The sequence below is a fragment of the Micromonospora mirobrigensis genome (genome assembly GCF_900091555.1).
Taxonomy (GTDB): domain Bacteria; phylum Actinomycetota; class Actinomycetes; order Mycobacteriales; family Micromonosporaceae; genus Micromonospora; species Micromonospora mirobrigensis.
In genome coordinates, this window is the sequence record NZ_FMCX01000001.1 from 367,696 (window position 1) to 393,738 (window position 26,043).

The 26,043-nt window shown below is 74.2% G+C and carries 29 protein-coding genes; 11 read left to right on the forward strand and 18 right to left on the reverse strand.

Annotation, left to right across the window (positions count from 1 at the left end; translation table 11 throughout):
• Nucleotides 1-7: 7 nt before the first annotated feature.
• The 4 genes from GA0070564_RS01730 to GA0070564_RS01745 all read right to left on the reverse strand — a co-directional run bounded on the left by GA0070564_RS01730 (nucleotide 8) and on the right by GA0070564_RS01745 (nucleotide 4,625).
• Entirely contained in the window at nucleotides 8-1,792 is a 1,785-nt protein-coding gene (locus tag GA0070564_RS01730; protein ID WP_091601480.1) for a glycoside hydrolase family 15 protein, read from the reverse strand.
• A gap of 58 nt (nucleotides 1,793-1,850) precedes the next feature.
• Nucleotides 1,851-2,243: a cupin domain-containing protein gene (locus GA0070564_RS01735; RefSeq protein WP_088970078.1), complete on the reverse strand. Its 393-nt coding sequence runs from the start codon at nucleotides 2,241-2,243 to the stop codon at nucleotides 1,851-1,853.
• A 378-nt stretch (nucleotides 2,244-2,621) separates the two neighbouring features.
• On the reverse strand, nucleotides 2,622-3,026 hold the full coding sequence (locus GA0070564_RS01740; RefSeq protein WP_091601482.1) for a hypothetical protein: 405 nt from the start codon (nucleotides 3,024-3,026) through the stop codon (nucleotides 2,622-2,624).
• A 216-nt stretch (nucleotides 3,027-3,242) separates the two neighbouring features.
• Nucleotides 3,243-4,625: a cellulose binding domain-containing protein gene (locus GA0070564_RS01745; protein ID WP_091601484.1), complete on the reverse strand. Its 1,383-nt coding sequence runs from the start codon at nucleotides 4,623-4,625 to the stop codon at nucleotides 3,243-3,245.
• 210 nt (nucleotides 4,626-4,835) lie between these two features.
• On the opposite strand from GA0070564_RS01745, the gene GA0070564_RS01750 reads away from it, so the two are divergent.
• Nucleotides 4,836-5,921 carry a beta family protein gene (locus GA0070564_RS01750; protein ID WP_176730526.1) on the forward strand — a complete coding sequence of 362 codons (1,086 nt, stop codon included), beginning with the start codon at nucleotides 4,836-4,838 and terminating at the stop codon, nucleotides 5,919-5,921.
• On the opposite strand, the gene GA0070564_RS01755 is transcribed toward GA0070564_RS01750, so the two are convergent.
• On the reverse strand, nucleotides 5,905-6,186 hold the full coding sequence (locus tag GA0070564_RS01755; RefSeq protein ID WP_091601486.1) for an iron-sulfur cluster biosynthesis family protein: 282 nt from the start codon (nucleotides 6,184-6,186) through the stop codon (nucleotides 5,905-5,907). The genes GA0070564_RS01750 and GA0070564_RS01755 overlap by 17 nt on opposite strands.
• A 101-nt stretch (nucleotides 6,187-6,287) precedes the next feature.
• Here GA0070564_RS01755 and GA0070564_RS01760 point away from each other — a divergent pair, with 101 nt between their 5' ends.
• Together GA0070564_RS01760 and dacB are read left to right on the forward strand one after the other, a co-directional pair.
• On the forward strand, nucleotides 6,288-7,013 hold the full coding sequence (locus tag GA0070564_RS01760; protein ID WP_091601488.1) for an MIP/aquaporin family protein: 726 nt from the start codon (nucleotides 6,288-6,290) through the stop codon (nucleotides 7,011-7,013).
• Nucleotides 7,014-7,080: 67 nt separating this feature from the next.
• Nucleotides 7,081-8,661 (forward strand): D-alanyl-D-alanine carboxypeptidase/D-alanyl-D-alanine endopeptidase, encoded by a 1,581-nt coding sequence (dacB, locus tag GA0070564_RS01765; RefSeq protein WP_091601490.1) that lies wholly within the window; start codon nucleotides 7,081-7,083, stop codon nucleotides 8,659-8,661.
• Between the two features lie 50 nt (nucleotides 8,662-8,711).
• Here dacB and GA0070564_RS01770 read toward each other — a convergent pair whose 3' ends face one another.
• From GA0070564_RS01770 to GA0070564_RS01795, 6 genes are all read right to left on the reverse strand, one after another.
• Nucleotides 8,712-9,029: a hypothetical protein gene (locus tag GA0070564_RS01770; RefSeq protein ID WP_091601492.1), complete on the reverse strand. Its 318-nt coding sequence runs from the start codon at nucleotides 9,027-9,029 to the stop codon at nucleotides 8,712-8,714.
• 97 nt (nucleotides 9,030-9,126) lie between these two features.
• Entirely contained in the window at nucleotides 9,127-10,110 is a 984-nt protein-coding gene (locus tag GA0070564_RS01775) for a hypothetical protein (RefSeq protein ID WP_091601494.1), read from the reverse strand.
• A 72-nt stretch (nucleotides 10,111-10,182) separates the two neighbouring features.
• The gene (locus GA0070564_RS01780) at nucleotides 10,183-10,620 is read right to left on the reverse strand and encodes a nitroreductase family deazaflavin-dependent oxidoreductase (protein ID WP_091601496.1); all 438 of its coding nucleotides are present in this window, start codon (nucleotides 10,618-10,620) and stop codon (nucleotides 10,183-10,185) included.
• Nucleotides 10,621-10,690: 70 nt separating this feature from the next.
• The gene (locus tag GA0070564_RS01785) at nucleotides 10,691-11,653 is read right to left on the reverse strand and encodes a hypothetical protein (protein WP_245669782.1); all 963 of its coding nucleotides are present in this window, start codon (nucleotides 11,651-11,653) and stop codon (nucleotides 10,691-10,693) included.
• A gap of 129 nt (nucleotides 11,654-11,782) precedes the next feature.
• Nucleotides 11,783-12,544 (reverse strand): heliorhodopsin HeR, encoded by a 762-nt coding sequence (gene heR / locus GA0070564_RS01790; RefSeq protein WP_091601498.1) that lies wholly within the window; start codon nucleotides 12,542-12,544, stop codon nucleotides 11,783-11,785.
• A gap of 51 nt (nucleotides 12,545-12,595) precedes the next feature.
• Nucleotides 12,596-13,189: a pentapeptide repeat-containing protein gene (locus GA0070564_RS01795; RefSeq protein ID WP_091601500.1), complete on the reverse strand. Its 594-nt coding sequence runs from the start codon at nucleotides 13,187-13,189 to the stop codon at nucleotides 12,596-12,598.
• 67 nt (nucleotides 13,190-13,256) lie between these two features.
• Between GA0070564_RS01795 and GA0070564_RS01800 the strand changes: the two genes are divergently transcribed.
• Both GA0070564_RS01800 and GA0070564_RS01805 read left to right on the forward strand, forming a co-directional pair.
• Nucleotides 13,257-14,489: a serine hydrolase domain-containing protein gene (locus tag GA0070564_RS01800; protein WP_091601502.1), complete on the forward strand. Its 1,233-nt coding sequence runs from the start codon at nucleotides 13,257-13,259 to the stop codon at nucleotides 14,487-14,489.
• A 46-nt stretch (nucleotides 14,490-14,535) separates the two neighbouring features.
• Nucleotides 14,536-15,177 (forward strand): NAD(P)-dependent oxidoreductase, encoded by a 642-nt coding sequence (locus tag GA0070564_RS01805; protein ID WP_091601504.1) that lies wholly within the window; start codon nucleotides 14,536-14,538, stop codon nucleotides 15,175-15,177.
• Nucleotides 15,178-15,183: 6 nt separating this feature from the next.
• Here the strand turns inward: GA0070564_RS01805 and GA0070564_RS01810 are convergent, their stop codons facing one another.
• Nucleotides 15,184-15,648 carry a PPOX class F420-dependent oxidoreductase gene (locus tag GA0070564_RS01810; RefSeq protein WP_091601506.1) on the reverse strand — a complete coding sequence of 155 codons (465 nt, stop codon included), beginning with the start codon at nucleotides 15,646-15,648 and terminating at the stop codon, nucleotides 15,184-15,186.
• A 48-nt stretch (nucleotides 15,649-15,696) separates the two neighbouring features.
• A complete protein-coding gene (locus tag GA0070564_RS01815; RefSeq protein WP_088973551.1) occupies nucleotides 15,697-16,338 on the reverse strand; it encodes a DUF6642 family protein in 642 nt (213 codons plus the stop codon).
• 226 nt (nucleotides 16,339-16,564) lie between these two features.
• Between GA0070564_RS01815 and GA0070564_RS01820 the strand changes: the two genes are divergently transcribed.
• Complete coding sequence (locus GA0070564_RS01820) at nucleotides 16,565-17,347, forward strand: D-Ala-D-Ala carboxypeptidase family metallohydrolase (protein ID WP_091601508.1); 783 nt, start codon at nucleotides 16,565-16,567, stop codon at nucleotides 17,345-17,347.
• A 116-nt stretch (nucleotides 17,348-17,463) separates the two neighbouring features.
• On the opposite strand, the gene GA0070564_RS01825 is transcribed toward GA0070564_RS01820, so the two are convergent.
• The 3 genes from GA0070564_RS01825 to GA0070564_RS01835 form a co-directional block, all read right to left on the reverse strand.
• Entirely contained in the window at nucleotides 17,464-17,922 is a 459-nt protein-coding gene (locus tag GA0070564_RS01825) for a hypothetical protein (RefSeq protein ID WP_091601510.1), read from the reverse strand.
• 113 nt (nucleotides 17,923-18,035) lie between these two features.
• The gene (locus GA0070564_RS01830) at nucleotides 18,036-18,713 is read right to left on the reverse strand and encodes a response regulator (RefSeq protein ID WP_091604365.1); all 678 of its coding nucleotides are present in this window, start codon (nucleotides 18,711-18,713) and stop codon (nucleotides 18,036-18,038) included.
• Nucleotides 18,710-19,954 (reverse strand): sensor histidine kinase, encoded by a 1,245-nt coding sequence (locus GA0070564_RS01835; protein WP_091601512.1) that lies wholly within the window; start codon nucleotides 19,952-19,954, stop codon nucleotides 18,710-18,712. The genes GA0070564_RS01830 and GA0070564_RS01835 overlap by 4 nt, the downstream gene beginning before the upstream one ends.
• 131 nt (nucleotides 19,955-20,085) lie before the next feature.
• Between GA0070564_RS01835 and GA0070564_RS01840 the strand changes: the two genes are divergently transcribed.
• From GA0070564_RS01840 to GA0070564_RS01855, 4 genes are all read left to right on the forward strand, one after another.
• Entirely contained in the window at nucleotides 20,086-20,985 is a 900-nt protein-coding gene (locus GA0070564_RS01840) for an ABC transporter ATP-binding protein (protein WP_091601514.1), read from the forward strand.
• Nucleotides 20,982-21,761: an ABC transporter permease subunit gene (locus tag GA0070564_RS01845; protein ID WP_091601516.1), complete on the forward strand. Its 780-nt coding sequence runs from the start codon at nucleotides 20,982-20,984 to the stop codon at nucleotides 21,759-21,761. Before GA0070564_RS01840 ends, GA0070564_RS01845 begins: the two co-directional genes overlap by 4 nt.
• Nucleotides 21,762-21,975: 214 nt before the next feature.
• Nucleotides 21,976-22,539, forward strand: a complete 564-nt coding sequence (locus GA0070564_RS01850) for an SOUL family heme-binding protein (RefSeq protein WP_091601518.1) — start codon at nucleotides 21,976-21,978, stop codon at nucleotides 22,537-22,539.
• A 124-nt stretch (nucleotides 22,540-22,663) separates the two neighbouring features.
• Nucleotides 22,664-23,146, forward strand: a complete 483-nt coding sequence (locus GA0070564_RS01855) for a hypothetical protein (protein WP_091601520.1) — start codon at nucleotides 22,664-22,666, stop codon at nucleotides 23,144-23,146.
• A 16-nt stretch (nucleotides 23,147-23,162) separates the two neighbouring features.
• On the opposite strand, the gene GA0070564_RS01860 is transcribed toward GA0070564_RS01855, so the two are convergent.
• Nucleotides 23,163-24,260: a hypothetical protein gene (locus GA0070564_RS01860; protein ID WP_091601522.1), complete on the reverse strand. Its 1,098-nt coding sequence runs from the start codon at nucleotides 24,258-24,260 to the stop codon at nucleotides 23,163-23,165.
• 95 nt (nucleotides 24,261-24,355) lie between these two features.
• Between GA0070564_RS01860 and GA0070564_RS01865 the strand changes: the two genes are divergently transcribed.
• A complete protein-coding gene (locus tag GA0070564_RS01865) occupies nucleotides 24,356-24,895 on the forward strand; it encodes a DUF1697 domain-containing protein (RefSeq protein ID WP_091601525.1) in 540 nt (179 codons plus the stop codon).
• A gap of 42 nt (nucleotides 24,896-24,937) precedes the next feature.
• Here GA0070564_RS01865 and GA0070564_RS01870 read toward each other — a convergent pair whose 3' ends face one another.
• A complete protein-coding gene (locus GA0070564_RS01870; RefSeq protein ID WP_091601527.1) occupies nucleotides 24,938-25,918 on the reverse strand; it encodes an MBL fold metallo-hydrolase in 981 nt (326 codons plus the stop codon).
• Between the last annotated feature and the right edge of the window lie 125 nt (nucleotides 25,919-26,043).

Sequence of the window (26,043 nt, forward strand, 5' to 3'; positions counted from 1 at the left end):
CTGGCCCTCAGGCGGTGGTCGGTTCGGTGAGCCGCCAGGCGGCGTTGATCAGCCCGATGTGCGACAGCGCCTGCGGGGTGTTGCCGAGCTGCACGCCGGTGCGCAGGTCGATCTGCTCGGCGAAGAGCCCGACGTCGTTGGCGTGCCCGAGCACCTTCTCGAAGAGCGCCCGGGCACGCTTCTGCTCCCCCATCATCACCAGGCACTCGACCAGCCAGAACGAACAGAGCACGAACCCGGCCGGGTCGGTGGCCCAGCGCCGGACCAGCCCGTCGTCGGTGCCCAGCTCCCGTTCCACCACCTCGATGGTGGAGCGCATCCGCGGGTCGCGGGCGTCGAGGAAGTGCAGCACCGGCAGGAAGAGCGCGGACGCGTCCAGCTCCGCCGAGCCGAACGCCCCGGTGTACGCCCCGATCCGGTCGTTCCAGCCCTCACGCAGCACGGTGGCCCGGATCTCGTCGCGGATCGCGGCCCACCGGCGCGGGTCGGCCCGCTCGCCGAGCCGGGGGGCCAGCTCCACCGCCCGGTCCAGGGCCACCCAGCAGAGCACCTTGGACGACAGGTAGTGCCGCTCGGTGTCCCGGGTCTCCCACATCCCCCGGTCCGGCAGCCGCCAGGTGGCGGCGACCTGTTCGGCCAGCCCGACCACCATCTCCCGCAGCTCCTCGTCGAACGTCTCGCCGAGATAGTCGTGCAGCCGCCACACCGCCGAGATCACCTCGCCGGGGACGTCGAGCTGCCGTTGCCGCCACGCGTCGTTGCCGACCCGGACCGGCCGGCTCCCCGCCCAGCCGGCCAGGTGGTCGAGCTCGTGCTCGGAGATGTCCCGCTCCCCCTCCAGGCCGAACAGCACCGGCACCGGCCGGTCCCCCATCCGGCCGATGGAGCGGGCCGCCCAGGCGAAGAGCCGGTTGGCCTCGTCGGGGCAGGCCGCCACCCAGAAGGCTCGCATGGTCATCGAGAAGTCGCGCAGCCACGCGTAGCGGTAGTCGTAGTTGCGGTCGCCGCCCACCCGCTCGGGCAGCGAGGTGGTGAGCGCGGCGGCCACCGCGCCGCTGCGGGCGTACGTCAGGCCGGTGAGGACGACCGCGCTGTGCCGGACCTGGTCGGCGTACCGGCCGTCGTAGCCGTGGGTCTCCCGGTACGCCTCCCAGGCCGCGACGGTGTCGTTCAGGGCGGTGACCGGGTCGAGGCGGACGGCCGGACGGCCGTGTGCCGGCGCGTACGCCAGGTCGAAGCCGACCACCTGGCCGGCGTCGATCTCGAAGGTGTGCCGGACCCGGTCCCGGTCCGGGCACAGCGGCCCGACGCCACCGCGCAGGGTCAGCGCGACGGGCCCGGCGTCGGCCAGCACCCCGCCGTCGTCCAGCTCGTGCAGGTACGGGGTGAGCAGGCCGTACTCGGGTCGGGGGGCGAAGTCGAGCTCCATCGGCACCCGGCCGCTGAGCCCCTCGACCACCCGCACCAGCACGGCCGGTGAGTTCATCCCCAGCTCGTGGCCGCGGGCGCCCAGTTCGGCGGCGAGGGCGTCGGTGACCGCGACGCTGCCCTGCGGGGTGTGGTGCACGGTGCGCAGCACCAGCGTGTCCGGCCGGTACGCCCGCTCCACCCGGCCGGTGGTCAGCGGCGCGAGGCGCCAGTAGCCCGCCTCCGGGTCGAGGAGCCGACCGAAGACCGACGGGCTGTCGAACCGGTCGGGACACCACCAGTCGATCGAGCCGTCCCGGCCGACGAGTGCGCCGGAGCGGCAGTCGGAGAGGAAGGCGTAGTCGGAGATCGCTGGTTGCCCCACGCCCGTCGGGATACCCGGGCCGGCCCGGATCACGCGGGCCGGTCCCGGCGGGTGGTGGTCAGGCGGTGGGCGGCTCGTCCTCGCCGGCCGCCTCGGCCGCGTCGGCCTCCTCCTTGGTGCGGTGCACCACCTGGTCGGCGTGCTCCGGCGGCCCGTAGACGGTGTAGAGCACCAGCGGGTTCGGCCCGGTGTTGACGAAGTTGTGCTTCGTGCCGGCCGGTACGACCACCAGGTCGCCCGCGACGACCTCCTTCTTCTCGCCGCCCACCCGGGCCTCGCCGGCGCCGCTGACGAAGGTCAGGATCTGGTCGATGCCCTCGTGGACCTCCTCGCCGATCTCGCCGCCGGGTGGGATGGTCATGACCACCAGCTGGGTGTTGGTGCCGGTCCACAGCACCCGCCGGAAGTCCGGGCTCTTCTCGGCCACTGTCGCGATCGTGTAATGCTCCATGGCGCGCTCATACCCGGTGTGGCGGACGATCACGCCGGGAGTGGCAAATGGTGGAATTCCCCACGCTGGCAAGGTTTGCCCCGCGTCAGGACGGGCATCTGCCCTCCAGACCGGCGCGGGGTCAACGCGCGGGTCGGTGCCAGGTCCCCGCTGACGTACCGCCGTCGGGGCTGCGGTGGTGGGAGACGGCCGAGCGCGGCGACGTTAGGATTCCGGTCCGGCGGCGCCGTGCGCTCGTCTCCACGGCCGGCAGGACCGGCGCGCCGAACACCGGACAAGTCAGGTGGGCCGTGGCGAGCAGCAGCGCGACGCTGCCACGGCCGCCCGGCGCCGCGCTGGCCCGCGGAGGCCCGCCGGTGCGGCGACCGGCGACCCGGGTCAGGCCAGCACGGCCAGGTGGAAGGCCCGGTCGGCGCGGTTGCCGTCCTCGGCGAAGGTCTCGACGAACACCCCGTTGGGGATGCCGGTCCGACCGGCCACGGCGATGTCCCCGACCCGGGAGACGCCGAGGTTGTCGACCCGGCCGAGGGTGCCGAGGTAGCCGGCCCGGGTCACGTCCTGGTCGAAGGTGACCTGGTACATCCCGGTGGCGAGCCGGGCCGACGAGGCGGCCCCGAGCCCGCGGACGAGGGTGCCGTCGGCCCCGACGACGGCGAAGAGCACCCGGGCGCTCGGCGGCATCCCGGTCGTCCCGCAGGTGGTCACCTCGGAGTCGGCCCGGTGCGTTTCCTCGGCGTCCGCTCGGGGCTGGCCGGGCCCCCGCCTGGATCTGGTGCTGGACATGCTGGTCCCTTCTCCGCCGGCCGTGGCCCGGACCGGCCGAGGTCCTGCGTGTGAGCCGGGGCGATCGGCGGTGATCGGGCCCCTACGTCATCGAAGTTATTGCGCGGGTCCGGTGACCGACCACTACCGACGCTGTCCGATCTAGGACAGCGGACAACGCTGTGACCTGGGAAGACGTCGGTCCGCCCGGTGCGGTGACCGGGCGGGCCGACGGGTTCAGCGGGCGGTGCAGCGCGGGGTGGACGGCGCGGCGTTGTCGCCGTTGACGGTGAGTCCCCAACTGGCGGTGCCGCCGGGCGCGACACCCCCGTTGTAGCTCACGTTCGTGCCGGTGACCTGCTGCCCGGACTGGCTCGCCGTGGCGTTCCACGAGCCGGACAGCTTCTGCGACCCCGGCCAGGTGAAGTCGGTGGTCCAGCCGGTCAGCGGCACCGTACCGGTGTTGCGGACGGTCACCTCGGCCTGGAAACCGCCGGTCCACGACGAGGTGACCCGGTAGCTCGCGGTGCAACCCTGGCCGGTGCCGCCGGTCGGGCTGGGGCTCGTGGTCGGGCTGGGGCTCGTCGTGGGGCTGGGGCTCGTCGTGGGGCTGGGGCTCGTGGTCGGGCTGGGGCTGGTCGTCGGGCTGGGGTTCGCCGTGGGGCCGGTGCCGTCCGAGGTGGTGTACGCGACCTGGGTGTACGCCGCGGAGCAGCTGCCACCGCACGAGCCGGGCAGCGAGAACTTGTAGACCCGGCCGTTGTTGATCAGCGTGTCGGCCGCGTCGCGGACCCGGATCTGGAAGTCCGTCCCGCCGGAGGCGGTGGCCCCGAGCAGGTACGACTGCCCCATGTCGCTGTTCATCGTGGCGCGCCGCCACACCCCGTCGGCCAGGTACTCCACCCCGTGGATGCCGTTGGCGAGGTGCGACACGGCGATCGCCGGCCAGTACCGCTGGGCGCCCTGGAGGAAGCCGATCCGGATGTCGCCGGAGTAGTTCGGGGCGGGCACGAAGGACCAGGAGACGTGCCGGTTGCCCCAGTGGTTCGGGTACATGTCCCCCACGGCGGTGCCGTTACGGGTGAACTGGTTGAGCGAGGCGGTCGCCAGGTCCAGGTGGTACGGGTCGTCCCGGCACCAGGCGTTGCCGTCGCCGCAGCTGTCGGCGACCAGCATGGTGAGGGTGGCCCCGTTGTAGGCGTCGGCGACCCAGGAGCCGTTGCGGCAGAACGGCTGGCCGGGGGCGCCGTCGTTGAGGCCGGTGCAGTGGTCGCCGATCGAGACGCGGACGTACCGGCCGCAGTTGAGGCCGTTGTTCCACAGCCCGATCTTCGCGGCCTGGCCCGGCGGGATCGGCCGGACCGGGTACGACGTGTAGTCACCGGGCAGGTCGTAGACGTTGAGGGCGACGAAGTGCGGCGAGTCGAGCTCGGACTGGGGCAGCCCACAGCCGCCGTACGGGGCGCCGAGGCCGTCGAAGTGGGTGGCGTTGCCGGTGACCGGGGCGGGCGGGTCGCCGGGGACCAGCGCCTGGGCCGGAAGCTGGCCGGTGAGCAGGAGGGCCACGGCGGCGGCGGCGAGCGCCGCGACGAGGCCGGCGCGCTTGCGCGGGGAGGTCATGGGGTGCCTTTCGGGCAGGGTCGACCGAGTCGACTGGTCATGGGTGCCCATCCATGCCCGGCAGTGCCCGCCCGCACATGCCATCACCGGAGTCGATCGCTGTCAAACCCGGTCCCACCGCTGTCCGGCCGAGCCCGGATCCACCGCCGCCGAAGGGGTTTCGGACCGGAAGGCCCTGTGCCGAACGCCACCACCTGGCTACATTGAGGTATGGTGCCCGCCCACGGGGGCCGGGCGGCGGAACCGGTCTACCGCCCCATCCTCCCCGGACGTCGGGGCGAACTGGAGGCGCTCGGTCACCTCGACCGGGCCGCCGCCGCGCTGCTCGCCCCGATCGTCGAACTGTCGACCGTGGACACGTCCGTTGTGGATGCTCTGCGCCGGCTGCCCGAGGGGCTGCTCCCGGCGGTCGACGTGGACCTGCTGCCGGAGGTCGCCGCCGGGGCGGTTGCCGGTTGGGGCGTACCCGTGGTGCCGGTGATCGGCCCCGACTGCGGCGACCGGGCGCTGTCGGCCCACGGCGTGGCCGCCCGGGCGTACGCCCGGCGGGCGGTGGTCCGGCTGCGTACCGAGCAGGTCCGGGCCGGCCCGGACGCCACCACGACGGCCGTGGAACGGATCTGGCGGCGCACCGGCCTGGTGCCGGAGCAGTGCGACCTGCTGGTCGACGCGGGCGACGTGTGCTGTGCGGCGGACGTCCGGCAGGCCGAGCCCCGGGTCCGTCGACTGCTGGACTGGGCCCGCCGGCATGCCTGGCGCTCGGTGACCGTGGCGGCGGGCGGGATGCCGCCGACGCTGTCCCGGCTGCCCACCGACGAGCCGGTCCGGCTGCCCCGCTGGGACTGGCTGCTCTGGCAGCGCCTGTCCGAGCTGGGCGTCGGGTACGGCGACTACGGGGTGGGCAGCGCGGTGCCGGGGGCCGAGCCGTCGGGTGACCGGCTGCCCACGGTGCCGTACACCGGCGACGGGGAGTGGTGGGTCCACCGGTGGGCGCGGCGCGGCGGGCGCGGCGACGAGCGCTTCGCCGACCTGTGCCGGGAGCTGGTGTCGGCGTCGTACTGGCCGACCACCGGAGCCGCCTTCTCCTGGGGCGACCACGAGCTGCTGCGCCGGGCCCGCCGGGGAGCCGGCGCCGGCTCCCCGGCGAACTGGACGGCGTGGAGCACCTCGCACCACCTGGCGTACGTGCTGGGTGCGCTGGCGGACCCGGAGGCCGACGAGAGCCCCGGGCCGTGGCGGACGGGCCGCGACGCCGACCGGGGGCGGGCCGCCCGGCGGATCACTCCTTCTCGGTGAACCCGAACTGGACGACGCCCTCGTCGTCCACCTCGGCGTCGACCGAGGTGTCGCCGAGCAGTTCGGCCGCGTCGGAGTCGAGGAAGATGCGGGCGCCCTGGTTGTCGACCACCTGGTCGCCCTGCACCGGCTCGGGCACCAGCTCGATGGTGAGCGAACCGGCCTCGGTGTCGGCGGCGATGCGCAGCCCACCGGACTGGGCGACGTCCTGCTGCGCGGCGAGGTCGCGGATCACGAGCACGGCGTTGTCGGTCATGGTGAGCATGCGCGGAACTCCTCGTCGGTTGCGGTCAGCGGCCGTACGACCTGGTCGGACGGCTCGGCATTCCTACCCCGGGTTGTCGTTTTTATCCATATGCTCGGCCCATGGACGCAGCCCGTCGCTATGCCGCCGAGTTCCTCGGCACCCTGCTGCTGGTCTTCTTCGGCGTCGGCAGCGCCGTCTTCGCCCGGGCGGAGGGCGGGGTGGTGGTGGTCGCCCTGGCGTTCGGCTTCACCATGCTGGCGCTGGTCTACACGATCGGCCCGCTCTCCGGCAGCCACATCAATCCCGCGGTGACCCTCGGGGTGCTGCTCTCGCGGAAGATCTCGCCGATCGGCGCGGTCGCGTACTGGATCGCCCAGTTCGCCGGGGCCACCGTGGCCAGCTTCCTGATCTGGGCGCTGACCCGATGGGGTGACGTGGTCGACCAGACCGGGGCGTTGGGCAGCAACGGCTACGGCCGGCACATCAATGGCGGCGGCGCGGCCGTGCTGGAGACGATCCTGACGTTCCTGTTCGTCCTGGTGGTGCTGGTGGTGACCAGTCGGGCGGAACGCGCCGGCGTCGCCGGCCTGGCGATCGGGCTGGCGCTGGCCGCCGCGCACCTGGTGGCCATCACCCTGGACGGCACCTCGGTCAACCCGGCCCGGTCGTTCGGCCCGGCGGTGTTCGAGGGCGGGACCGCGCTGCGCCAGCTCTGGGTGTTCATCGTCTTCCCGCTGCTCGGCGGGGCGCTCGCCGCTCTGGTGGCGCCCCTGTTCACCAGCGCGAACACGCACTACCGGGCGGAACCGGAGGAGCCGCCCGGGCGGACACCGCAGACCATCTGAGCCGCTCGGTAAGAAAGTTCCATCGCGGAGGGTTCACCGGCGGAAATCTCCGTGCGACCATCGACGCATGCATCGTCGTCACTACGGGCGGGGGTTGGCGCTGACCGCGCTGCTGCTCGCCACGGCCACCACCGGCGTACCCGCCACCGCCGACTCCCCCAGCCCCGCGCAGACGCGGTTGCACGCCACCATCGACACGGTCCTCGCCGACCCCCGGCTCGACGGGGCGCAGGCCGGCGTGGTGGTGGTCGACACCAGCACCGGGCAGACCCTCTACGACCGCAACGGTGACCGGCGGCTGGTGCCCGCCTCCAACACCAAGCTGCTCACCTCCACCGCCGCCCTGGCCCTGCTCGGCCCCGGGCACCGGTTCACCACCGACGTGCGCAGCACCGGCAGCCGGCGGGCCGGCCTGGTCGCCGGCGACCTCTACCTGCGCGGCGGCGGCGACCCCACGATGCTCGCCGCCGACTACGACGCGCTGGCCGCCCAGGTCGCCGCGGACGGCGTACGGGTGGTCACCGGCAACCTGGTCGCCGACGACACCCGCTACGACGACAGCCGACTCGGACCGGACTGGACCTGGGACGACGAGTCGTACTACTACGCGGCGCAGGTCTCCGCGCTGACCGTGGCGCCGGACACCGACTACGACGCCGGCACCGTGATCGTGCACGCCGCCCCGGGCGGCGCCGTCGGCGACCGGCCGGCCGTGACGATGACCCCGCCCAACGGCTACCTGAGGATCGACAACCGGGCCCGGACCGTGGCCGGGGGCGGCACCGACCTCACCATCGAGCGGCGGCACGGCACCAACACCATCGTGGTGACCGGCCAGATCGCCGCCGGTGACGACCCGGTCGACGAGTGGATGACGGTCTGGGAGCCCACCGGGTACGCCGCCGACGTCTTCCGGGCGGCGCTGCGCCGGCACGGCGTGAGGGTGCTCGGGTCGACCGTCCTCGGCCGGGCCACCCCCGCCGAAGCCACCCCGGTCGCCCGACACGACTCGATGACCCTCGCCGAGCTGATGACGCCGTTCCTCAAGCTCTCCAACAACGGCCACGCCGAGGTGCTCACCAAGGAGATCGGACGGATCATCTCCGGCGCCGGTAGCTGGTCGACCGGTCTCGCCGCGATCAGCGAGTACGTCGCCGACGCCGGGATGGACACCGGCACCCTGCGCCAGCGCGACGGCTCCGGCCTGTCCCGACGCAACCTGATCCCCCCGGCGGAGTTCGTCGACCTGCTCGCCGCGGTCCGCACCGAGCCCTGGTTCCCCACCTGGTACGCGGCCCTGCCCGTCGCCGGCAACGCCGAACGGTTCGTCGGCGGCACGCTGCGCAGCCGGATGCGGGGAACCGTGGCGGCGGACAACGTGCACGCGAAGACCGGCAGCCTGACCGGCGCGTCCAGCCTCTCCGGCTACGCCACCGACGCCGACGGGCACGTGCTGGCCTTCTCGATCGTGCTGAACAGCTATCTGGCCTCGTCGGTCAAGGGGCTGGAGGACCAGATCGCGATCGCGCTGGCGTCGTACTCGGAGCGGAGCGGGACCACGGCGCGGGTGGCGCCGGCGGCGGTGCCCGACGCGCCGCGGGTGCCGGAGGGCCTGGAGTGCTCCTGGGTGAAGCCGATCGCCTGCTGAGAGCTCCCGCCGGTGCCCCGTCGGCGGGACGGGGCACCGGCGGGCCGGCGTCAGGCCACCGGCCGGGTGGGGCGGGGCGCCGCCACCACCGCGCCCGGGTCGCCCCGCTCGACCAGCGCGTCGATCTCCGCCGGGCGCAGCCCGCGCAGCGTCAGCACCCGCCGCCCCCACCGGTGCAGCCGGCAGGGGAACGGGTGGGCGTCGTTGCGGCAGATCGTGCCCCCGGACCAGCGCCGTGGCGCGTGCACCACCACCGCCCGGACGGCGAACTGGACGTCCTCGACGGTCACGTGCGGCGGCAACGGGATCTCCCGGAGCACCTCGTGACCGGCGGTCGATGCAACGGGTCGGACGGCACTGCTGGTCATCGGAACGAGCCTCCACAGGGGATCGTCGGGATGTCGACAGCAGAAAGTTACGGCCCGCTCGACGCGCCGCGACGGACAAACTGTCCCGGCGGTCCGCTCAACCCCCGCACCTCGGGCACACCGGCCGGGTGCGGGTGCGGAAGCTCACCGCCGCCACGCCCAGTCCCCACCCCCACACCCAGTACGCCGGCTCGGCCACCCAGAAGAACGCCAGTGGAAAGCGGCCGTCGCCCGGGTCGAAGGTGCCGGTTGCGGTCTCTACGGCCAGGTCGACCAGGCCCACGCCGAAGTAGCCGACCAGCCCCACGGCGAAGACCGTCGCCGGGACCAGCAGCAGTGCCGGTGGGATCCGGCGGCCGGCCAGCAGCGGCACCCAGCCCGGCCAGATCCGGCCCCACCGGTGCACCAGCGCCAGCGGCAGCAGCACCCCGGCCAGCAGGAAACCGACCTCGAAGGCCAGCATCGAGGCGCCCTGGGCCAGCGGCACGCCGTCGAAGCCCACCGCGACCTGGGCGGCCAGCCGCAGCAGGCAGCCGCCGACGGCCGCCCACGCCCCGGCCCGGGCCCAGCCGGGCACCCGGGACCGGTCGGACCGGGCCGGCCCGGTCCGACCGCACTCGGGGCAGCCGCCCCGGTACCGGCGGCGATGGTCCAGCACGGCCGCGTGCAGCAGCAGCCCGCCGGTCAGGCAGCCCAGCCGGCCGAGGAAACCACCCACCGTGAACGCCGGCGTGGGGTGCAGGATCAGCAGCCCGACCAGGTCGAGCAGAAGCAGCACGCAGGCGACCACGACCGCGCCGCACACCGCCCACCCTGCCACCGCCAGCGCGGGGCGCCAGCTACGCGCAGCGGCCAGCCCGATGCCGACCAGCCCGGCGGCGGCGCACAGCCCGACCGACCACCAGCCGGTGAACAACACCAGGTCGGAGCCGAACGGCGGGTGGTGCTGCCCGCCGGTGGCCGCCCACCACAGCCGCAGCGCGCCGTAGCCGACGGCCCAGGCCAGCACGGCGTAGGGCAGGACCGCGGGCGGCGGGACGGCGGACGGCAGGACAGCGGGGACGGGACGGGTGAGTCGCATGCCGTCCAGCCTCGCGGCGGCCGGCGGCCGGCCCCTCCCGCCGGCGGGGGTGACCGCTCCCCCGGGCGGGGGTCAGGCGCGCTCCAGCACCACCACCGGGATCTCCCGGTCGGTCTTGGTCTGGTACTCGTCGTACGCCGGCCAGGTCGAGGTCATCGTGGACCACATCCGCGGCTTCTCCTCCGGGCCGGCGGTGCGCGCCCGGACCGGGAACGTCTCGGCGCCGACCTGCACCTCGGCCTGCGGGTCGGCGAGCAGGTTCAAATACCACGCCGGGTGCTGCGGGGCGCCGCCCTGCGAGGCGACCACCAGGTAGGCGTCGCCGTCGCGGCCGTAGATCAGGGCCGTGCGGCGCAGCTTGCCGCTGCGCCGGCCCCGGGTGGTCAGCAGCAGGGTGAAGACGCCCGGCCGCCACTCGTGCCCCTCCGCGCCGCCGGTCTCGACGTACCGCCGGATGTGGTCGGCCACCCAGCCCTCGGGGCTGTCCAGCACCTGCTCGCTCGACGTCATCGTCGCCTCCCGGATCTGGCCTGCTCGTCCGGTTCACGCTACCCGCGACCGACCGGCCACGGGGCGCCGATCAGCGCAGCGCGACCGCCTGAAGGCCCACGTTGCCGCAGTCGGTGAAGGATTCCTCGACGGTCCAGCCGATCTGCAGCCGCACGCCCGCGGCGGCCCGGAACCGGACCGTGAACTGCGCGGTGTGGCTGGTGTGCGGGTCCTCCAGCCGCAGGCTGGTGGTGGGTCCGCCGCTGGAGAGGCGCAGGTCCAGCCGCCCGCGCGCCATCCACACGCCGGCGTAGAGCAGCACCGTGCGCTCCGCGCCGTTGCCGGCGACCGCGAGACGGAAGCCGTTGCCGACGCCGCAGGAGTTGGCCCCGGCCATGGTGGAGTCCACCCGCTGCACCGGGTCGCCGTCGCGCCAGCCGAACCCCTCCGGGTTGGCGTCGTAGCCGCCGCGCTGCCCGGGGCCGCCCTCGTCGACGATCTCCCCCGAGCCGCCGCGGCGGCGGACGACGTCCACCCCGTCGACCGGTCCCCAGTGCACCCAGTCGGTGCCGCCGACGGCGGTCAGGTCCACCGTCGCCGGCACGTCGGCCCCGACCACGGTGATCGCCGGGGAGGTGGGGGCGGCCGTCGGGGTGGGCCGCGGCGTGGGGGTCGGTGGCCGGGTGGGTCGCTGGCGCGGGCGCAGCCCCGGCGACGCGGGGGCCGCGACGCCGATCGTCGGGTTGCCGGGGAAGGCGGCGCCGGGACGCTCCCCGCCGACGCCGGGACCGGCCGGGTCGGTGCCGGCCGGCTCCGGGACCCGGGCCGCGCCCAGGTAGGAGACCAGGGCGACCAGGCAGCCGAGGACCAGGAACCCGACCAGCAGATGGGTGCCGGACCGGCGGTGCGGGCCGCGCCCCGGCGTCGCCCCCACGGACCGGTGCGACGCCGGCGACGCGGCCCGGGGCGTCACCGCCGGGCGCCGCCGGCCCCCGGCCACCCGTCGTACGCCGGACCCGTTGCGCTCCCCCTCGACCACCCGCACCTCCGCCACGCCGCCGGCCCGTCCCGCGGTCGCGAGGACGCCTCGAGCCGTCTCACGTTGTCACCGGATCGCCCGGTTCGCCACAGATCGGGCGGTGGCCGTGTCCTGTTCGTTACCAAGCGGGAACGGTCGTCCTACTCAGGTCCGCAGCACGTTGGCGAAGATCAGCCAGGCCAGCGCCGACTTCGCGCCCAGGCTGAGCAGGATGTAGGTCACCTCGCCGACCCGGTAGTCGCGCCACCGCCCGACCCGCGCGTACTGGAGGGCCATGGTGACCGCGAAGCCGGCGAAGAGCACGAACTGCACCACCGTGATCGCGTACACGAAGGTCGGCACCTCGGGCGGCTGGGCGATGTAGATGGCGATCGCCAGCCACGGCGCCGCCCCGACCAGCGAACCGAACCAGAAGGCGCTCCAGTCGGTCCGGCCCGGCTGCTGCTGCCGCTCCATCAGCAGCCCGAACAGGATCATGGCGGTGTTGGCGGTGAAGAGCCCGATCACCGCGGCCAGGTCGCGGATCCCGACGAAGAGCCCGATCAGCACGATCATGATCGACGCGCTGACCGAGTACTCGATCCACCGGGCGTAGTTGGCCCGGCGGTCCAGTCGCCGCTCGTACCAGCGGCGCACCCCGGGCGCGGCCACCGCGAAGTGGTCGACGGCGGCCAGCAGCAGGAACACGGCGACCGCCGGTCCGATCGCGATCCGGAACACCGTCTCCGGCAGGGTGCCGTCGCGCAACGTCACCGGGTCGGCGGTCAGGTAGGACGCGGTGACCGGCAGGGCGAGGTCGTTGCTCGCCGCCCACATGAACAGCCCCTCGGCGGCCAGCAGGAGGCCGACCACCACGTTGAACCAGCGCAGCCGCCGGTAGCGGTCCGTCGTCTCGGCGTCTCCCACCTGCCCGACGTTAGGTCCTGGCCGGCCACCCCGACGGTCGTTCGGGGCGGGTCAGCCGATCCGGAAGCCGAGCGCCTGGGCCAGCACCACCGCCTGCTCCGCGTCGACCAGCGCGCCGGCCCGCTGGACCGTCGTCGGGTCCAGCGCGCTCAGGTCGCTGCCGCGCAGGTCGGCACCGGTCAGCCGGGCCCCGTCGAACTGCGCGCCGGAGAGGTCCACCCGGGTGACCGTGGCGTCGGTCAGGTCGGCGCCGGTCAGGTCCGTCTCGCGCATGCGTACGCCGGTCAGCACCGCGTCGCGCAGGTCGGCGCGGATCAGCGTGGTGAACGACCAGTCGCCGCCGTCGACCCGCAGCGGGCGCAGGTCGCAGTCGGTGAAGGCGCTGCCGACCAGCTTGCAGCCGGTGAACTCGGTGTCGAAGAAGTTGCACCGCCGGAAGGTGCAGCGGGTGAAGGCCGAGTCGACGTGCCGGGAGGCGTTGAACTTCACGTTGCCGAAGTCGCACTCGGTGAAGACCGCGCCCCGGGTCAGCGCCTCGGTCAGGTCGACCCGCTGGAAGGAGCAGCGGACGAAGTGCCGGTCGACCAGCTCCTCGGAATACCAGTCCTCGTCGTGGAAGGTGGCGTCCTCGGTCAGCTCCGGCATCGGCCCAGGCTAGCGGGGAGCACCGACGCCCTTCCCGCGGCGGCGTACCGGCCGGTAGGTTCGGCGGGTGACTGTGGCACGAACCATCGACCCGGACCGGATCGGCTTCGACCCCGCGCGGCTGGCGCGGATCGACGAGCACTTCGGCCGGTACGTCGACGACGGCAAGCTGGCCGGCTGGCAGGTGGTGGTGACCCGGCGCGGCGAGATCGCGCACGCCAGCACGTACGGCCAGCGGGACGTGGAGGCCGGCACCCCGGTGGAGCCGGACACCCTGTGGCGGATCTACTCGATGACCAAGCCGATCACCTCGGTCGCGGCGATGATGCTGTGGGAGGAGGGCCGGTTCGAGCTGACCGACCCGATCAGCAGGTGGTTGCCGGAGTTCGCCGACGTCCGGGTCTACGACAAGGGTTCGCTGCTCAAGCCGTACACGGTGCCGGCGACCGAGCCGATCCGGGTCTGGCACCTGCTCACCCACACCGCCGGCCTGACCTACGGTTTCGCGCAGACCACGCTTGTCGACGGCCTCTACCGGGCGGCCGGCTACGACCTGTGGGTGCCGCCGGGTCAGGACCTGGCGGCGGCCTCGGTGGGGTTGGCGAAGCTGCCGCTGCTGTTCCAGCCGGGCACCGGCTGGAACTACAGCGTCGCCACCGACGTGCTGGGCCGGCTGGTCGAGGTGGTCTCCGGGCAGTCCCTGGACCGGTTCTTCGGCGAGCGGATCCTGCGCCCGCTGGGCATGCCGGACACCCGCTGGTGGGTGGAGGAGGGCGACGCGAAGCGGCTGGCCGCCCTCTACACCCCGCACCCGGCCACCGGGCGCCTGATCCGGGCCGACGGGATCGGCCGGGCGGCGCTGACCGAGCCGCTCTTCCGCTCCGGCGGCGGCGGGTTGATCTCCACGGCGGCGGACTACCACCGGTTCACCCAGATGCTGCTGCGCGGCGGTGAGCTGGACGGCGTCCGGCTGCTCTCCCCGCGCACGGTGCGCTTCATGACCCGCAACCACCTGCCCGGCGGCGGCGACCTGGCCTCCTTCGAGCCGGCCGGGTTCGCCGAGACGGTGCTGGACGGGATCGGCTTCGGGCTGGGCTTCGCCGTGGTCCAGGACCCGGTGCCGGCCCGGGTGCCGAGCAGCGTCGGCGAGTACTACTGGGGTGGGCTGGCCTCGACGGCGTTCTGGGTGGACCCGGTGGAGGAGGTCACCGCCCTGCTGTTCACCCAGCTGATGCCGTCGAGCACGTACCCGCTGCGCTCGCAGCTGCGCCAGCTGGTCTACTCCGCGCTGGTCGACTGAGCCGTTACCGCCCGCCGCCGCCGTCGGTCTCCCTAACGTGGGAGCCATGAGCAACGTGGTGGTGTTCGGTGCCGGGGGCACCGCGGGGTCCCGGATCACGGCGGAGGCGTTCGACCGGGGGCACCGGGTGATCGCCGCGGTCCGTCGCCCGGAGGCGACCAGCTACCTGCCGGCCGGCGTACGCGTGGTCACCGGCGACGTCACCTCGGCGCGCAGCGTCCGGGAGCTGGCCCCGGACGCGGACGTCATGGTGGTGGCGGTGGGCGGCGGCGACCGGGCGTTGTGGCGGGACGCCGCGCAGAACCTCACCACCGTGCTGCGCGACGTCCCGGCGGCGCCCCGGATCATCCACGTCGGCGGCGGGTCGACCCTGCTCACGCCGAAGGGCACGCCGGTCCTGGACGAGCCGGACTTCCCGGCGGAGTACCGGGAGTCGGCGTTGGGGCAGGCCGACGCGCTGGCCTGGTACCGCACCTGCGCCGACGGGGTGACCTGGACCTACCTCTCCCCGCCGCCGCTGGAGTTCCATCCCGGCGAGCGCACCGGCCACTACCGGACGGGCACCGAGGAGCCGGTGACCGACGCGCAGGGCCGGTCGGTGCTGACTTACGAGGACCTGGCGGTGGCGGTGGTCGACGAGATCGAGAACCCGCGCTTCGAGAACATGCGGTTCACCGCCGCGTACTGAGCCGGCTCAGTCGGCGAGGCGGGCGGGGAAGCCGCCGGTGGCGATCGGCCCCCAGTTCTCCACGGTGACCCGGATCAGCGACTTGCCCTGCCGGACCATGGCCGCCCGGTACTCGTCCCAGTCGGGGTGCTCGCCGGAGATGCTGCGGAAGTACTCGACCAGCGGGTCCAGGGCGTCGGGCAGGTCGAGCACCTCGGCGGTGCCGTCGACCTGCACCCAGGGGCCGTTCCAGTCGTCGGAGAGCACGCACGCCGAGACCTGCGGGTTGCGCCGGATGTTGGTCACCTTGGCCCGCTCCGGGTAGGTGGAGATCACCAGCCGGCCCTCGGCGTCCACGCCGCAGGAGACCGGCGAGGACTGGGGGCGGCCGTCGGCGCGGGTGGTCATCAGGATGACCTTGTGCCGGGGGCGGAGGAACTCGGTGAGGGCGTCCCGGTCGACCTTGGTGTTGGTCGCGATGCTGCGTGCCATGCCACCGGTTCTACCAGGCCGGGCGGGGAGCCGCCGCGCCGAGGGCGGTCAGCGTGGGCGGCCGGCGGCGCGGCGCGCGGTCGGCTGGGCCGGCACCCGCGGGCGCACGGTGGGCCGCCAGGCCCGGCCGTTGGCGTAGATCACCCGGAAGCCGAGGTACGACGCGAGCGGCGCCCAGTGCGCCGAGCCCATCCGCAGCTCGGCGGCGTTGTGCCGCTGGCCGTTGGCGAGCACGTCGAGCAGCACGGTCTCGAAGGCCGCGGACTCCACCCAGTCGACCTCGCGGGTGAAGCCGCAGATCAGCGCGGCGCCGGTGACGTCGAGGAAGTCGCGCAGCACCGCGTCGGGGGCGCGCAGCACCGAGCAGCTGCCGAAGTAGAGCCGGCGGCCGTCGCAGCGGCCGGCCATCCGCTCGGCGACGTCGGTCAGGTCGACGGAGTCCCAGTCGGTGAGGCAGAGCCGGCTGGGCTCGCCGTGCATGGCGAAGAACCCGACCCGGTAGTCGGCGTACTGCTTGAGCAGCCACCGGTCGAGGAAGTAGAAGAGCTCGTCGCGGGTGGCGGCGTCCTTGTGGATGAACCGGATCCGGCCGAGGCGTTCCAGCAGTTCGAGGGTGGGCAGCACCGAGCCGCGTTCGTTGAGGTCGCGGTGCCACTGGCCCTCGACGCAGAAGACGCCTCCCCGAGCCACCGTCACCTCCGCGCGTCCGTGGGCCCGCCGGTGAGGTTACTCCGGGGCGCCGACGGGCCGGCGTAGGGCGGCAATTGCCGGCGAACGCCCCGGAACCGCAGATTATGAGGACTATTCCGGTATTCGCCGCCAACGACGCGAAGTGCTTGCGATGGTGGAGGGACGGGACAGGCCGGTCCAGGCCGCCCGACACCCCGTCCACGCTCTTTCGTCCAGGAGGACTCCTGTGCGCGTCAGCATCTGCAAGCGTGTCGCCGTCGCGTTCGCCCTGGCCCTGCCGGGGGCCGCGATCGCCACCGTGGTCGGGGCGCCGGCCGCCCACGCGGACGGCTGCTACACCTGGAAACGCACCCTGTCGCAGGGGCGATCCGGCGACGACGTCCGTCAGCTCCAGATCCGGGTCGCCGGCTGGGCGGGCTACCGGAACGTCGTGGAGACCAACGGCCGGTACGGGCCGACGACCGTCGCCGCCGTCCGGCGGTTCCAGGCCGCGTACGGCCTGCGGGTCGACGGGATCGCCGGACCGCGGACGTTCGGCAAGCTCTACGAGCTCCAGGACGACGACTGCACGCCGCGGCACTTCGCCTACGGCGAGCTGGACGACGGCTGCGGCGGCAGCGGCTTCGACGGCGGGCCGGTCTCCACCGCCCGCACCCGGGCCAACGCCCTGCGCACCATGTGGAAGCTGGAGGCGCTGCGCCGCAGCCTGGGCGACCAGCCGCTGCGGGTGATCAGCGGCTTCCGCAGCACGTCCTGCAACGGCCGGACCGGAGGCGTCCGGGACAGCCAGCACCTCTACGGCAACGCCGCCGACGTGACCTCCCGCGGCGCGTCGCTCTGCCGGATCGCGCGGGAGGCCCGCAACCACGGCTTCAGCGGGCTCTACGGCCCCGGCTACCCGAACCACGACGACCACGTGCACGTCGACTCCCGTCGGGAGAACGACGCCGACCGTTCCTCGAACACGACCAGCTGGTCGGCGTCGCGGTGCGGCATCCGCGGCAGGTGAACCGGGGACGCCGGCCCGGCCCGGGGTGGGGGCTCCCGGGTCGGGCCGGCGTCGGCCCGGGCGAGCTCTCGGGCGTACCCCCGAGGTTGCCGCTGCGGCGCGATCCGGCGCGGTCGTCAGCTCGCCCGGGGCCAGCGCGGCGTGGTGGCGGGGGGCGCCACCGGCCGTCCGGGACCGCCGGGCCGGATGGCGGGCCGCACCCCTGGTGCGGCGCCCCGGCCGGCCTGGCCGCGCAGGCTGGGGGGAACGGGACGGTCCGTGCGCACGGGCGCCGGACCGGTGAGGACGAACGGGAAGGGTACGTGCACGAACGGGTTGCCGTGCCGGATCAGCGCCTCGATCTGACGCTCGTTGAGCCCGTGGTTCTCCAGCACCCGCCGGCCCCAGCGGTGCAGGCGGCACGGGTAGGCGGCGCCGTCGTTGCGGCAGAGCGGCCCGTTCGGCCACTCCTCGGCGGCGTGCACGACCACCGCCCGCACCGCCAGCCGGACGTCCTCGGGGGTCAGCGGCGCCGGCACCGGCACCTCACCCAGGATCAGGTCGATGGGATCCGTAGACTGCTCACCAACTCGCACGGCAGGCCTCCCGCAGCTCGGCAGCGGTGACGGCTGACCCGCCGTCCCGCATCCTCGGCCAGTGGTACGGACCGTGACGGTCGGCGGTTCAATCCGGCCCGTGACGGACCGGCTCAGACCAGACCCGCGTCGTGCACCAGCAACGCCACCTGCACCCGGTTGTTCAGGTCGAGCTTGGTCAGCAGCCGGGAGACGTACGCCTTCACGGTGGCCACGCTCATGAACAGCTCCGCGGAGATCTCCGCGTTCGTCCGGCCCTGCCCGAGCGCGACCGCGACGTCCCGTTCCCGCTCGGTCAGCGCGGCCAGCAGCCGCAGCGCACGCTCCCGGCGCGGGTCCGGACCCGGGGTCGGCCCGGTGGTGACGTGACTGATCAGCTGCCGGGTCACCGTGGGTGACAGCGCGGCCTCCCCCGCGGCCACCCTCCGGATCGCCTGGACGATCTCCGCGGGCGGCGTGTCCTTGAGCAGGAAACCGGCGGCCCCGGCCCGGAGCGCCCGCAGGACCTGGTCGTCCGCGTCGAAGGTGGTCAGCACCAGCACCTCGGGCGGGGCGGGCGACGATCGCAGCGCCTCGGTGGCGGTGAGACCGTCGACCCGCGGCATCCGGATGTCCATCAGCACCACGTGCGGGGCATGGGCGGCGACCGCGGCGGGCACCTCCGACCCGTCCGCCGCCTCGCCCACCACGACCAGCTCCGGCGCCCCGCCGAGGATCATCGACAGGCCGGCCCGGACCAGCGGGTCGTCGTCGACGATCAGCACCCGGACCGGCCCGGTGTCGCCGCTCATGCCGGCCACGGCAGCCACGCCGCCAGCCGGAACGAGCCGGTGGCGTCCCGGCCGTGCTCCAGCCGGCCGCCGGCCAGGGTGACCCGTTCGGCGATGCCGACCAGGCCGGTGCCGGCCCCCGGCAGGGTGGTCGCGGCGCTCGCACCGGCCGGCCAGGGGTTGCGGATCTCCACGGTCAGCCCGTCGCCGGGCCGCCCGTCGAGCCGCACCTGCACCACCGCTCCCGGCGCGTGCTTGCGGGCGTTGGTCAGCCCTTCCTGCACGATCCGGTACGCGCTGCGCCCGACCCCCGCCGGCAGCGTCGCCGCCGCGGTGACCCGTTCGGCCAGCCCGACCCGCACTCCGGCGGCCCGGGACTCGTCGATCAGCGCCGGCACGTCGGCCAGGGTGGGCTGCGGCCGCTCCGGCGCGCCGCTGTCCGCCGCGGCCGGTTCGGCGCGCAACACCCCGATCACCTCGCGCAGGTCCTGCAGCGCGGCGTGCGCGCTGGCCCGGATCACCCCGGCCGCCTTCGCGACCTCCGCCGGTGGCGCGTCGGGCCGGAACTCCAGCGCCCCGGCGTGCAGGCTGAGCAGCGAGATCCGGTGGGCCAGCACGTCGTGCATCTCCCGGGCGATCCGGGTGCGCTCCAGCTGCCGGGCCTGCGCGAGCCGCAGCTGCTGCTCGGCCTCGGCGCGTTCGGCGCGTTCGCGCAGCGACGCCACCAGCTGCCGGCGGGCCCGCACGAACATCCCCCAGGCCAGCACCGCGAAGGTGAACACCGCCGTCCAGGCCAGGTTCTGCCAGAGCGGCAGGGTCGGGTCGGGGCGCAGCCGGGCGTAGACCGGCACGGTGAGCAGGCTCAGCCCGATCATCGACGCGGCCACCGGCAGCGGCCGGTGCACGGTCACCGTGAACAGGATGATCATCAGGGCCGCCGCCGAGCTGACCGAGAAGAACGCGAGCGGCAGGCTGACCAGGGCGAGCCCGACCGGCCAGCGCCGGCGGAACCACAGCGCCGCGCAGAGCAGCAGGCTGAGCAGGAAGTCGACCTCGTTGAGCCACGCCGGGCCGGCGTTCAGCGCGAAATCCGGCTCCGGCCGTACCGAGTCGCGCCAGGCGAGCACCGCCCAGCCCAGGGCCAGCAGGAAGCAGAGCACGTCGACGAACCAGTCCCGCGGCGTCCGCCGGGCCACGGCCGCGCCGCGGCTCAGGGCGCCCGGCAGCAGCCAGGGGTGGTCGGGTACGGCGGCACTGGTCACCCACCCATGGTAGGAACCCGTTCCGCGCGCTCCCAGCTACGAAAGTCGACGCGACGGGCCTACCAAGGTCGGCCCGGCTCTCGACCGCCGGCCGCAGCGGATGGCCGGGTGGCCCCGGCAGGCTCGTTCCCATGATCGCAGTCGACCACCTCACCAAGCGGTACGGCCCGCACGCCGTCGTCGAAGACGTCTCCTTCCGGTGCGAACCGGGCACCGTCACCGGCTTCCTCGGCCCGAACGGCGCCGGCAAATCCACCACCATGCGGATGATCTGCGGGCTCACCCCGCCCACCTCGGGCACCGCCACCGTCGCCGGCCGGCCCTTCCGCCAGCTGCCCAATCCCGGTCGGGAGATCGGCGTACTGCTCGACGCCTCGGCGCAGCACGCCGGCCGGACCGGGCGGGAGGCGCTGACCCTGGCCGCCCGCACCCAGGGCGTCGACTCCGACCGGGTGGCCGCGGTGCTCGACCTGGTCGGGTTGAACGCGGTGGCCGCCAGGCGGCGGGTCGGGGCGTACTCGTTGGGGATGCGGCAGCGGCTCGGCCTGGCGCTGGCGCTGCTGGGCGATCCCCGGGTGCTGATCCTCGACGAGCCGGCCAACGGCCTCGACCCGGAGGGCATCTACTGGATGCGCGGCCTGCTGCGCGACTTCGCCGACCGGGGCGGCACCGTGCTGCTCTCCTCGCACCTGCTGCGCGAGGTCGAAGCGGTCGCCGACCGGCTGGTGGTGATCGGTGGCGGCCGGATCGTCGCCCAGGGCGGCAAGGACGAGCTGCTCGCCGGCACCGGCACCCTGGTCCGGGCCCGCGACCAGCACGCGCTGCGGCTGACCCTGGACCGGGCCGGCCTGGACGCCACCGCCGGAACCGACGGCGGTTTCGTGGTCCGCGCCGAGGCCGGCGCGGTCGGGCAGGCCGCCGCGGACGCCGGTCTGGTCCTCACCGAGCTGCGACCCGCCGGCAGCGGCGGTCTCGAGCAGCTGTTCCTCACCCTCACCGCCGGCGCGTCGACCAAGGAGGCCGTCCGATGACCACCACCACCGAACCCAGGGTCGTGACCCCGAGCCCGGTGACGGCGCCGTCCCTGGCCCGGCTGACCGGGGTGGAGCTGCGCAAGCTCGTCGACACCCGGGCGGGCCGCTGGCTGCTGATCACCATCGGCCTGATCGCGGTGGCCCTCGCCGTGGTGCAGCTGTTCGTGCTGGACGACGTCCAGCAGACCTTCCAGAACTTCTTCGACCCCTCGCTGCTGCCGATCTCGCTGCTGCTGCCGGTGCTCGGCATCCTGTCGATCACCGCGGAGTGGTCGCAGCGCACCGCGCTGACCACCTTCACGCTCACCCCCCGGCGGGAACGGGTGATCCTGGCCAAGCTCGGCGCGGTGCTGCTGGCCGCGCTGGCCTCCGTGCTGGTCAGCCTGGCGGTGGCCGCCGTCTTCACGCTCCTCGCCCGCGCCACCGGCGGGGCCGGCGGTTGGGACCTCGAGTGGGCGAGCGTGCCGCACGCGGCGGTGTTCCAGATCGCCAGCGTGCTGATGGGGGCCGGGTTCGGCCTGCTGTTGCTCAACACGCCGCTGGCGATCGTGACCTACCTGCTGCTGCCGACGGTGTGGACCATCCTGTCCGGTCTGATCAGGGCACTGCGCGAGCCGGCGCGCTGGCTGGACACCTCGTCCACCATGCAACCGCTGGTGACCAGCGAGGTGACCGCCCTGCAGTGGGGTCGGCTGGCGGTGTCACTGCTGGTGTGGGTGGCCGTGCCGCTCGCCGCCGGCCTGTGGCGCGCGCTGCGGCGCGAGGTCTCCTGAGCCGTGCGCCGGGCAGCCGGGCACGCGGTGACCCGGCTGCCCGGCCACCGGCACCGGCTCGGCGCTGACCACCCCCGCCGGGCTGCGCGCCGGTGCCGGCGACTGGTGCAGGGTTCGCCGTGGCCGTCGTCGTCGTGGCTTCGGCTTCCCGGCGAGGAATCCCCCGGCGGGCGGTAGCGTCAGGAGCCAGGACCGAACGCCCGGGAGCATGCCGATGACCGAACAGCAGCCGTACCAGGTGCTCACCCAGCACCCCGGATTCGAGCTGCGCCGCTACCCGGCGCACCTGGTGGCCGAGGTCCGGGTGCAGGGCGCGTTCGAGCAGGCCGGCAACGAGGCGTTCCGGCCGCTCGCCGGCTACATCGGGGGCGCCAACCGGTCCCGCCGGTCGATCGCGATGACCGCCCCGGTGGTCCAGGAGCCCGGCGGCTCCGAGAAGATCGCGATGACCGCCCCGGTGGTGCAGGAGGAGGGCGACCAACCCGACTGCTGGCTGGTGCGGTTCGTGCTGCCGGCCGAGCTGACCGCCGCGACCGCACCCGAGCCGGAGGACCCGCGGATCACCGTCCGCGAGGTGCCCGAGCTGCTCGCCGCGGCGGCCCGGTTCTCCGGCCGCTGGTCGGCCCGGCGGTTCGACGAGCAGGCCCGGGCGTTGGGGCGGGCGGTCACCGCCGCCGGCCTGAGCCCCACCGGCGCGGTGCGCTACGCCCGCTTCGACCCGCCGTGGAAGCCGTGGTTCCTGCGCCGCAACGAGGTGGTGCTGCCGGTCGCCCAGTGACGGGTCGACCGGGCAACCCGATCGGGTGAACGACCCGACCGATTCCCTGGAACGAAAGGGACAATCGACGCGAAACTTCTTGAATGGTGGGGACCACGTCGTCCCCCGTCCGAGGAACCCGCTGATGAACCCGAACCGCAACCGCACCCTGTACCTGGCCGCCGCGACCGTCGGCCTGTGCCTGTCCCTGACCAACCCGCCGGCCGCCGTCGCCGCCCCCGAGGAGGCCGGCCAGAACGCCGTACCGGCGCTCACCGAACTGGTGGAGAGCAGCCAGCCGGTCGACCCGGACCAGGTGGACCCGATGCGCCCCGACGGGGCGACCCGGGGCCCCGGCCGCGGCACGGCCGAACCGGACGAGATCGGCCAGGGCACCAGCCCCGGCGAGGCGTACGGCCAGGGCACCGGCCCGGGTGCCGCGTACGGCCAGGGCACCGGTCCCGGCGGCGCCTACGGCCAGTGGGGCGGGCATGGCCGGCCGCAGTTGCCGCGTACCGGCCCGTCGATCACGTCGCTGCACCTGCTCACCGGCACCGGCGGGGCCGCCCTGGCGTTCGGCGCGGCGCTGGTGGTGGTCGCCGGCTACCGCCGCCGGTCGGCGTGGTGAGCCACATCCACCAGGGTCACCCGAGGGCGTCGGTCGACGGTGGCGGGCCGGTGGGTCCCGCCGGCGCAGCAGCCCCGGCGGGCGGGCGGTAGCCGAGGGCGTTCGGCCAGGCCAGCAGCAGCGCGAGGACCAGTCCGGTGAGCAGCCCGACGACGGAGAAGAGCACGTCACCGGTGCCGTCCGGGCCGCTGACCACCACGTTGCCGGCCAGCGCGGTGGCCAGCGCCCCCAGCCTCAGTCCGCTGACCGCGGCACCGGCCAGCCCGGCCACCGCGGGCAGGCCGAGCAGCACGCCGCCGGCGGCCAGCAGGTGCCATCGCCAGTGCGGCCGACCGCCCGGCCAGTCCCAGGCCAGCAGCGGCACGACCGCCAGGGCCAGAAAAGCGAGGACCAGGGCGATCAGCGGCCGGTCCGGCGCCTCACCCTGTCCGAACTGGACCTCTCCCGGATCGTAGACCCGGGTGCGGGCCAGCCAGAGCAGGACCAGCGCGACCACGCCCGCACCGGCCGCGATCCCGGTGCGGGCCCGACCGGCGGCGGGGGCGGCGGCGAGCGCGCAGCCCAGGGTCACGGCCAGGGCCAGCACCCCGGTGCCGTACGCCGCCGGGTCCAGCGCCTGCTCCCGGCCGGTCGGCGCGGTCAGCCAGGCCACGGTGGCCAGCAGGACCGCCGCCACGCAGGCGGCGCCGGTCAGGGTCCGCCGCTCCCGCCAGCCGCCGACCGCGCCGGGCCGCCCCCACCTCCGCCCACCCAGGAGTACGACCAGCGCGGTCCCCGCCCACGCCGCGCCCACCAGCAGCACGGTCGCCGGAACGCCCTGCGGGTCGACCCGGTCGACGACGATGTCGGCGGCCACCCATACCCCGCCCAGCAGCACGGCGGCCCGGCTCCACCGATGGTCCCCGCCGGCGGCCAGCACCAGCGCCAGGGCGGCCAGGAAGATCGTGCTGAACCGCAGCTCCCGGGCCCAGTAGGGGTGGCCGCCGAGCAGCCGCTCCGACCACGGGCCGAGCGGTTCGGTCAGCGGTTGCAGCTCGGTCACGCCGACCGCCCACCAGACGGCGGCGAGTCCGGCGAGGGCCAGGCCGGTGGCGTACCGCGGGTGAGCGCGCATGCCCACGACGGTAGCCGGTCGGGGCCGGCGCGACCGGCCGGCGAACCGGCGTGGGCCGCGCGCAAGGCGGCGGAAGGCTGCCTAGGCTGGGCGGCATGGACAGGTACGTCGCCCTGCTGCGCGGGATCAACGTCGGCGCCAGCACCCGGATCGCCATGGCCGACCTGCGCCGGGTGGTCACCGACCTCGGACACGAGGACGTGAGGACCCACCTCCAGTCCGGCAACGTGATCCTCGCCAGCCCGACCCGCGACCCGGCGAAGCTGGCCCGGGGCATCGAGAAGGCGATCGCCGACCAGCTCGGACTGACCGTGCCGGTGCTGATCCGTACCGCCGCGGAGCTGACGGCCGTGGTCGAGGTCAACCCGTACCCGGACCAGGACGACCCGACCCGGCTGTTGGTGGCGTTCCTCGCGGAGCAGCCGGCGAAGGCGAAGGCGGCGGCGCTGGCCGTGCCCGGCACCGAGAACGTGGAGTTCACCATCGCCGGCCGGGAGGTCTACCAGCACTTCCCCGACGGCGGGTACGGCCGGTCGAAGTTCACCAACGCCCACCTGGAGAAGCAGCTGGGCGTGGTGGGCACCACCCGCAACTGGAAGAGCGTACGGACGCTGGCGGAGCTGGCCGCCGGCTGAGCGCGCGCGGGGCCGGCCCGGCCGGCCCCGCTCCCGGGCCACTCAGAAGTGGTACGCGGTGTGGTACTCCGGCAGCAGCACCCGGCTGCGCGGCGAAACCCGCCGCACCTCCTCGATCAGTGCGTCCAGGCGCCTGCGGTCGTTCGGTTCCACCCGCGGCGGGTTGGTCAACGAGGTCTCGAAGTTGTCCCAGTGCACCGGCACCACGACCTTCGGATGGTCCAGCGCCGCCATCAGCCGCGGCACGTAGTCGGCGGTCGAGGTGGTGGCCGCCGTGGCGACCATCGCCACGTCCGGGGCCAGCCCGGTCAGGTTGCGCTCGTTGAGGTCGCTCGCCCCCATGAAGAACACCGACGGGCCGCCGTCCACCCGGAGCTGGAAGGCCAGGGTGTCCCCCTCGGGCAGGTCGGAGATCTTCTCCGGCCTCGGCGGCGGGGTGACCCGTACGCCGGGGAAGGCCATCGACCAGGAGCTGTTGCGGCTGTGCAGCGTGTCCACCACCTCGACGGTGTAGTCACCGAAGTCGAGCACCTCCCCGCCCCTGACCGGGGCGAGCTTCCCGACCGGCAGCCCGTAGGACAACCCCAGGTGGTAGGCGGTCAGGGTGCCGAAGACCCGGGCACCGGTGCGCCCGGCGATGTACGGCACGTCGTTGAAGTGATCCCAGTGGGTGTGCGTGACGAAGATGTTCTCGGCCCGGTCGACCAGCGGGTCGATCACGTCGGTGGCCACCCTCAACGGCGCGTCCTGGTGGAACGCACCCGTGAACAGCCCGGTGTCGTAGCGGCTCAGGTACGGGTCGATCAGGACGGTCCGGTCGCCGATGTCGATGCGCCAGCCGGACGTACCCCACCAGCGGAAGCTGACCGCGCCGGAGCGGCGAGGGGTGGCGCCGGCCGGCGGCGCGGCCTGCGCCGGTGTGGACGCGGCGGTGGCGCCGAGGCCGGCGGTCGAGACGGCGGCGGCGCCGAGCGCGGCGTCGCGCAGGAGACGGCGACGGCCGTACGGCCGGTTTTCGAGCATGGTGGGTCCTCCCCCGGTTGGTTGGGTGATCGGTGCGTCCACCCCACCACCGGCCCGCCGACCATGTCCAAGATCGATCAGTGGCACGGTCGATATCGGACCGGATATCACCGCAGGTCACGCAG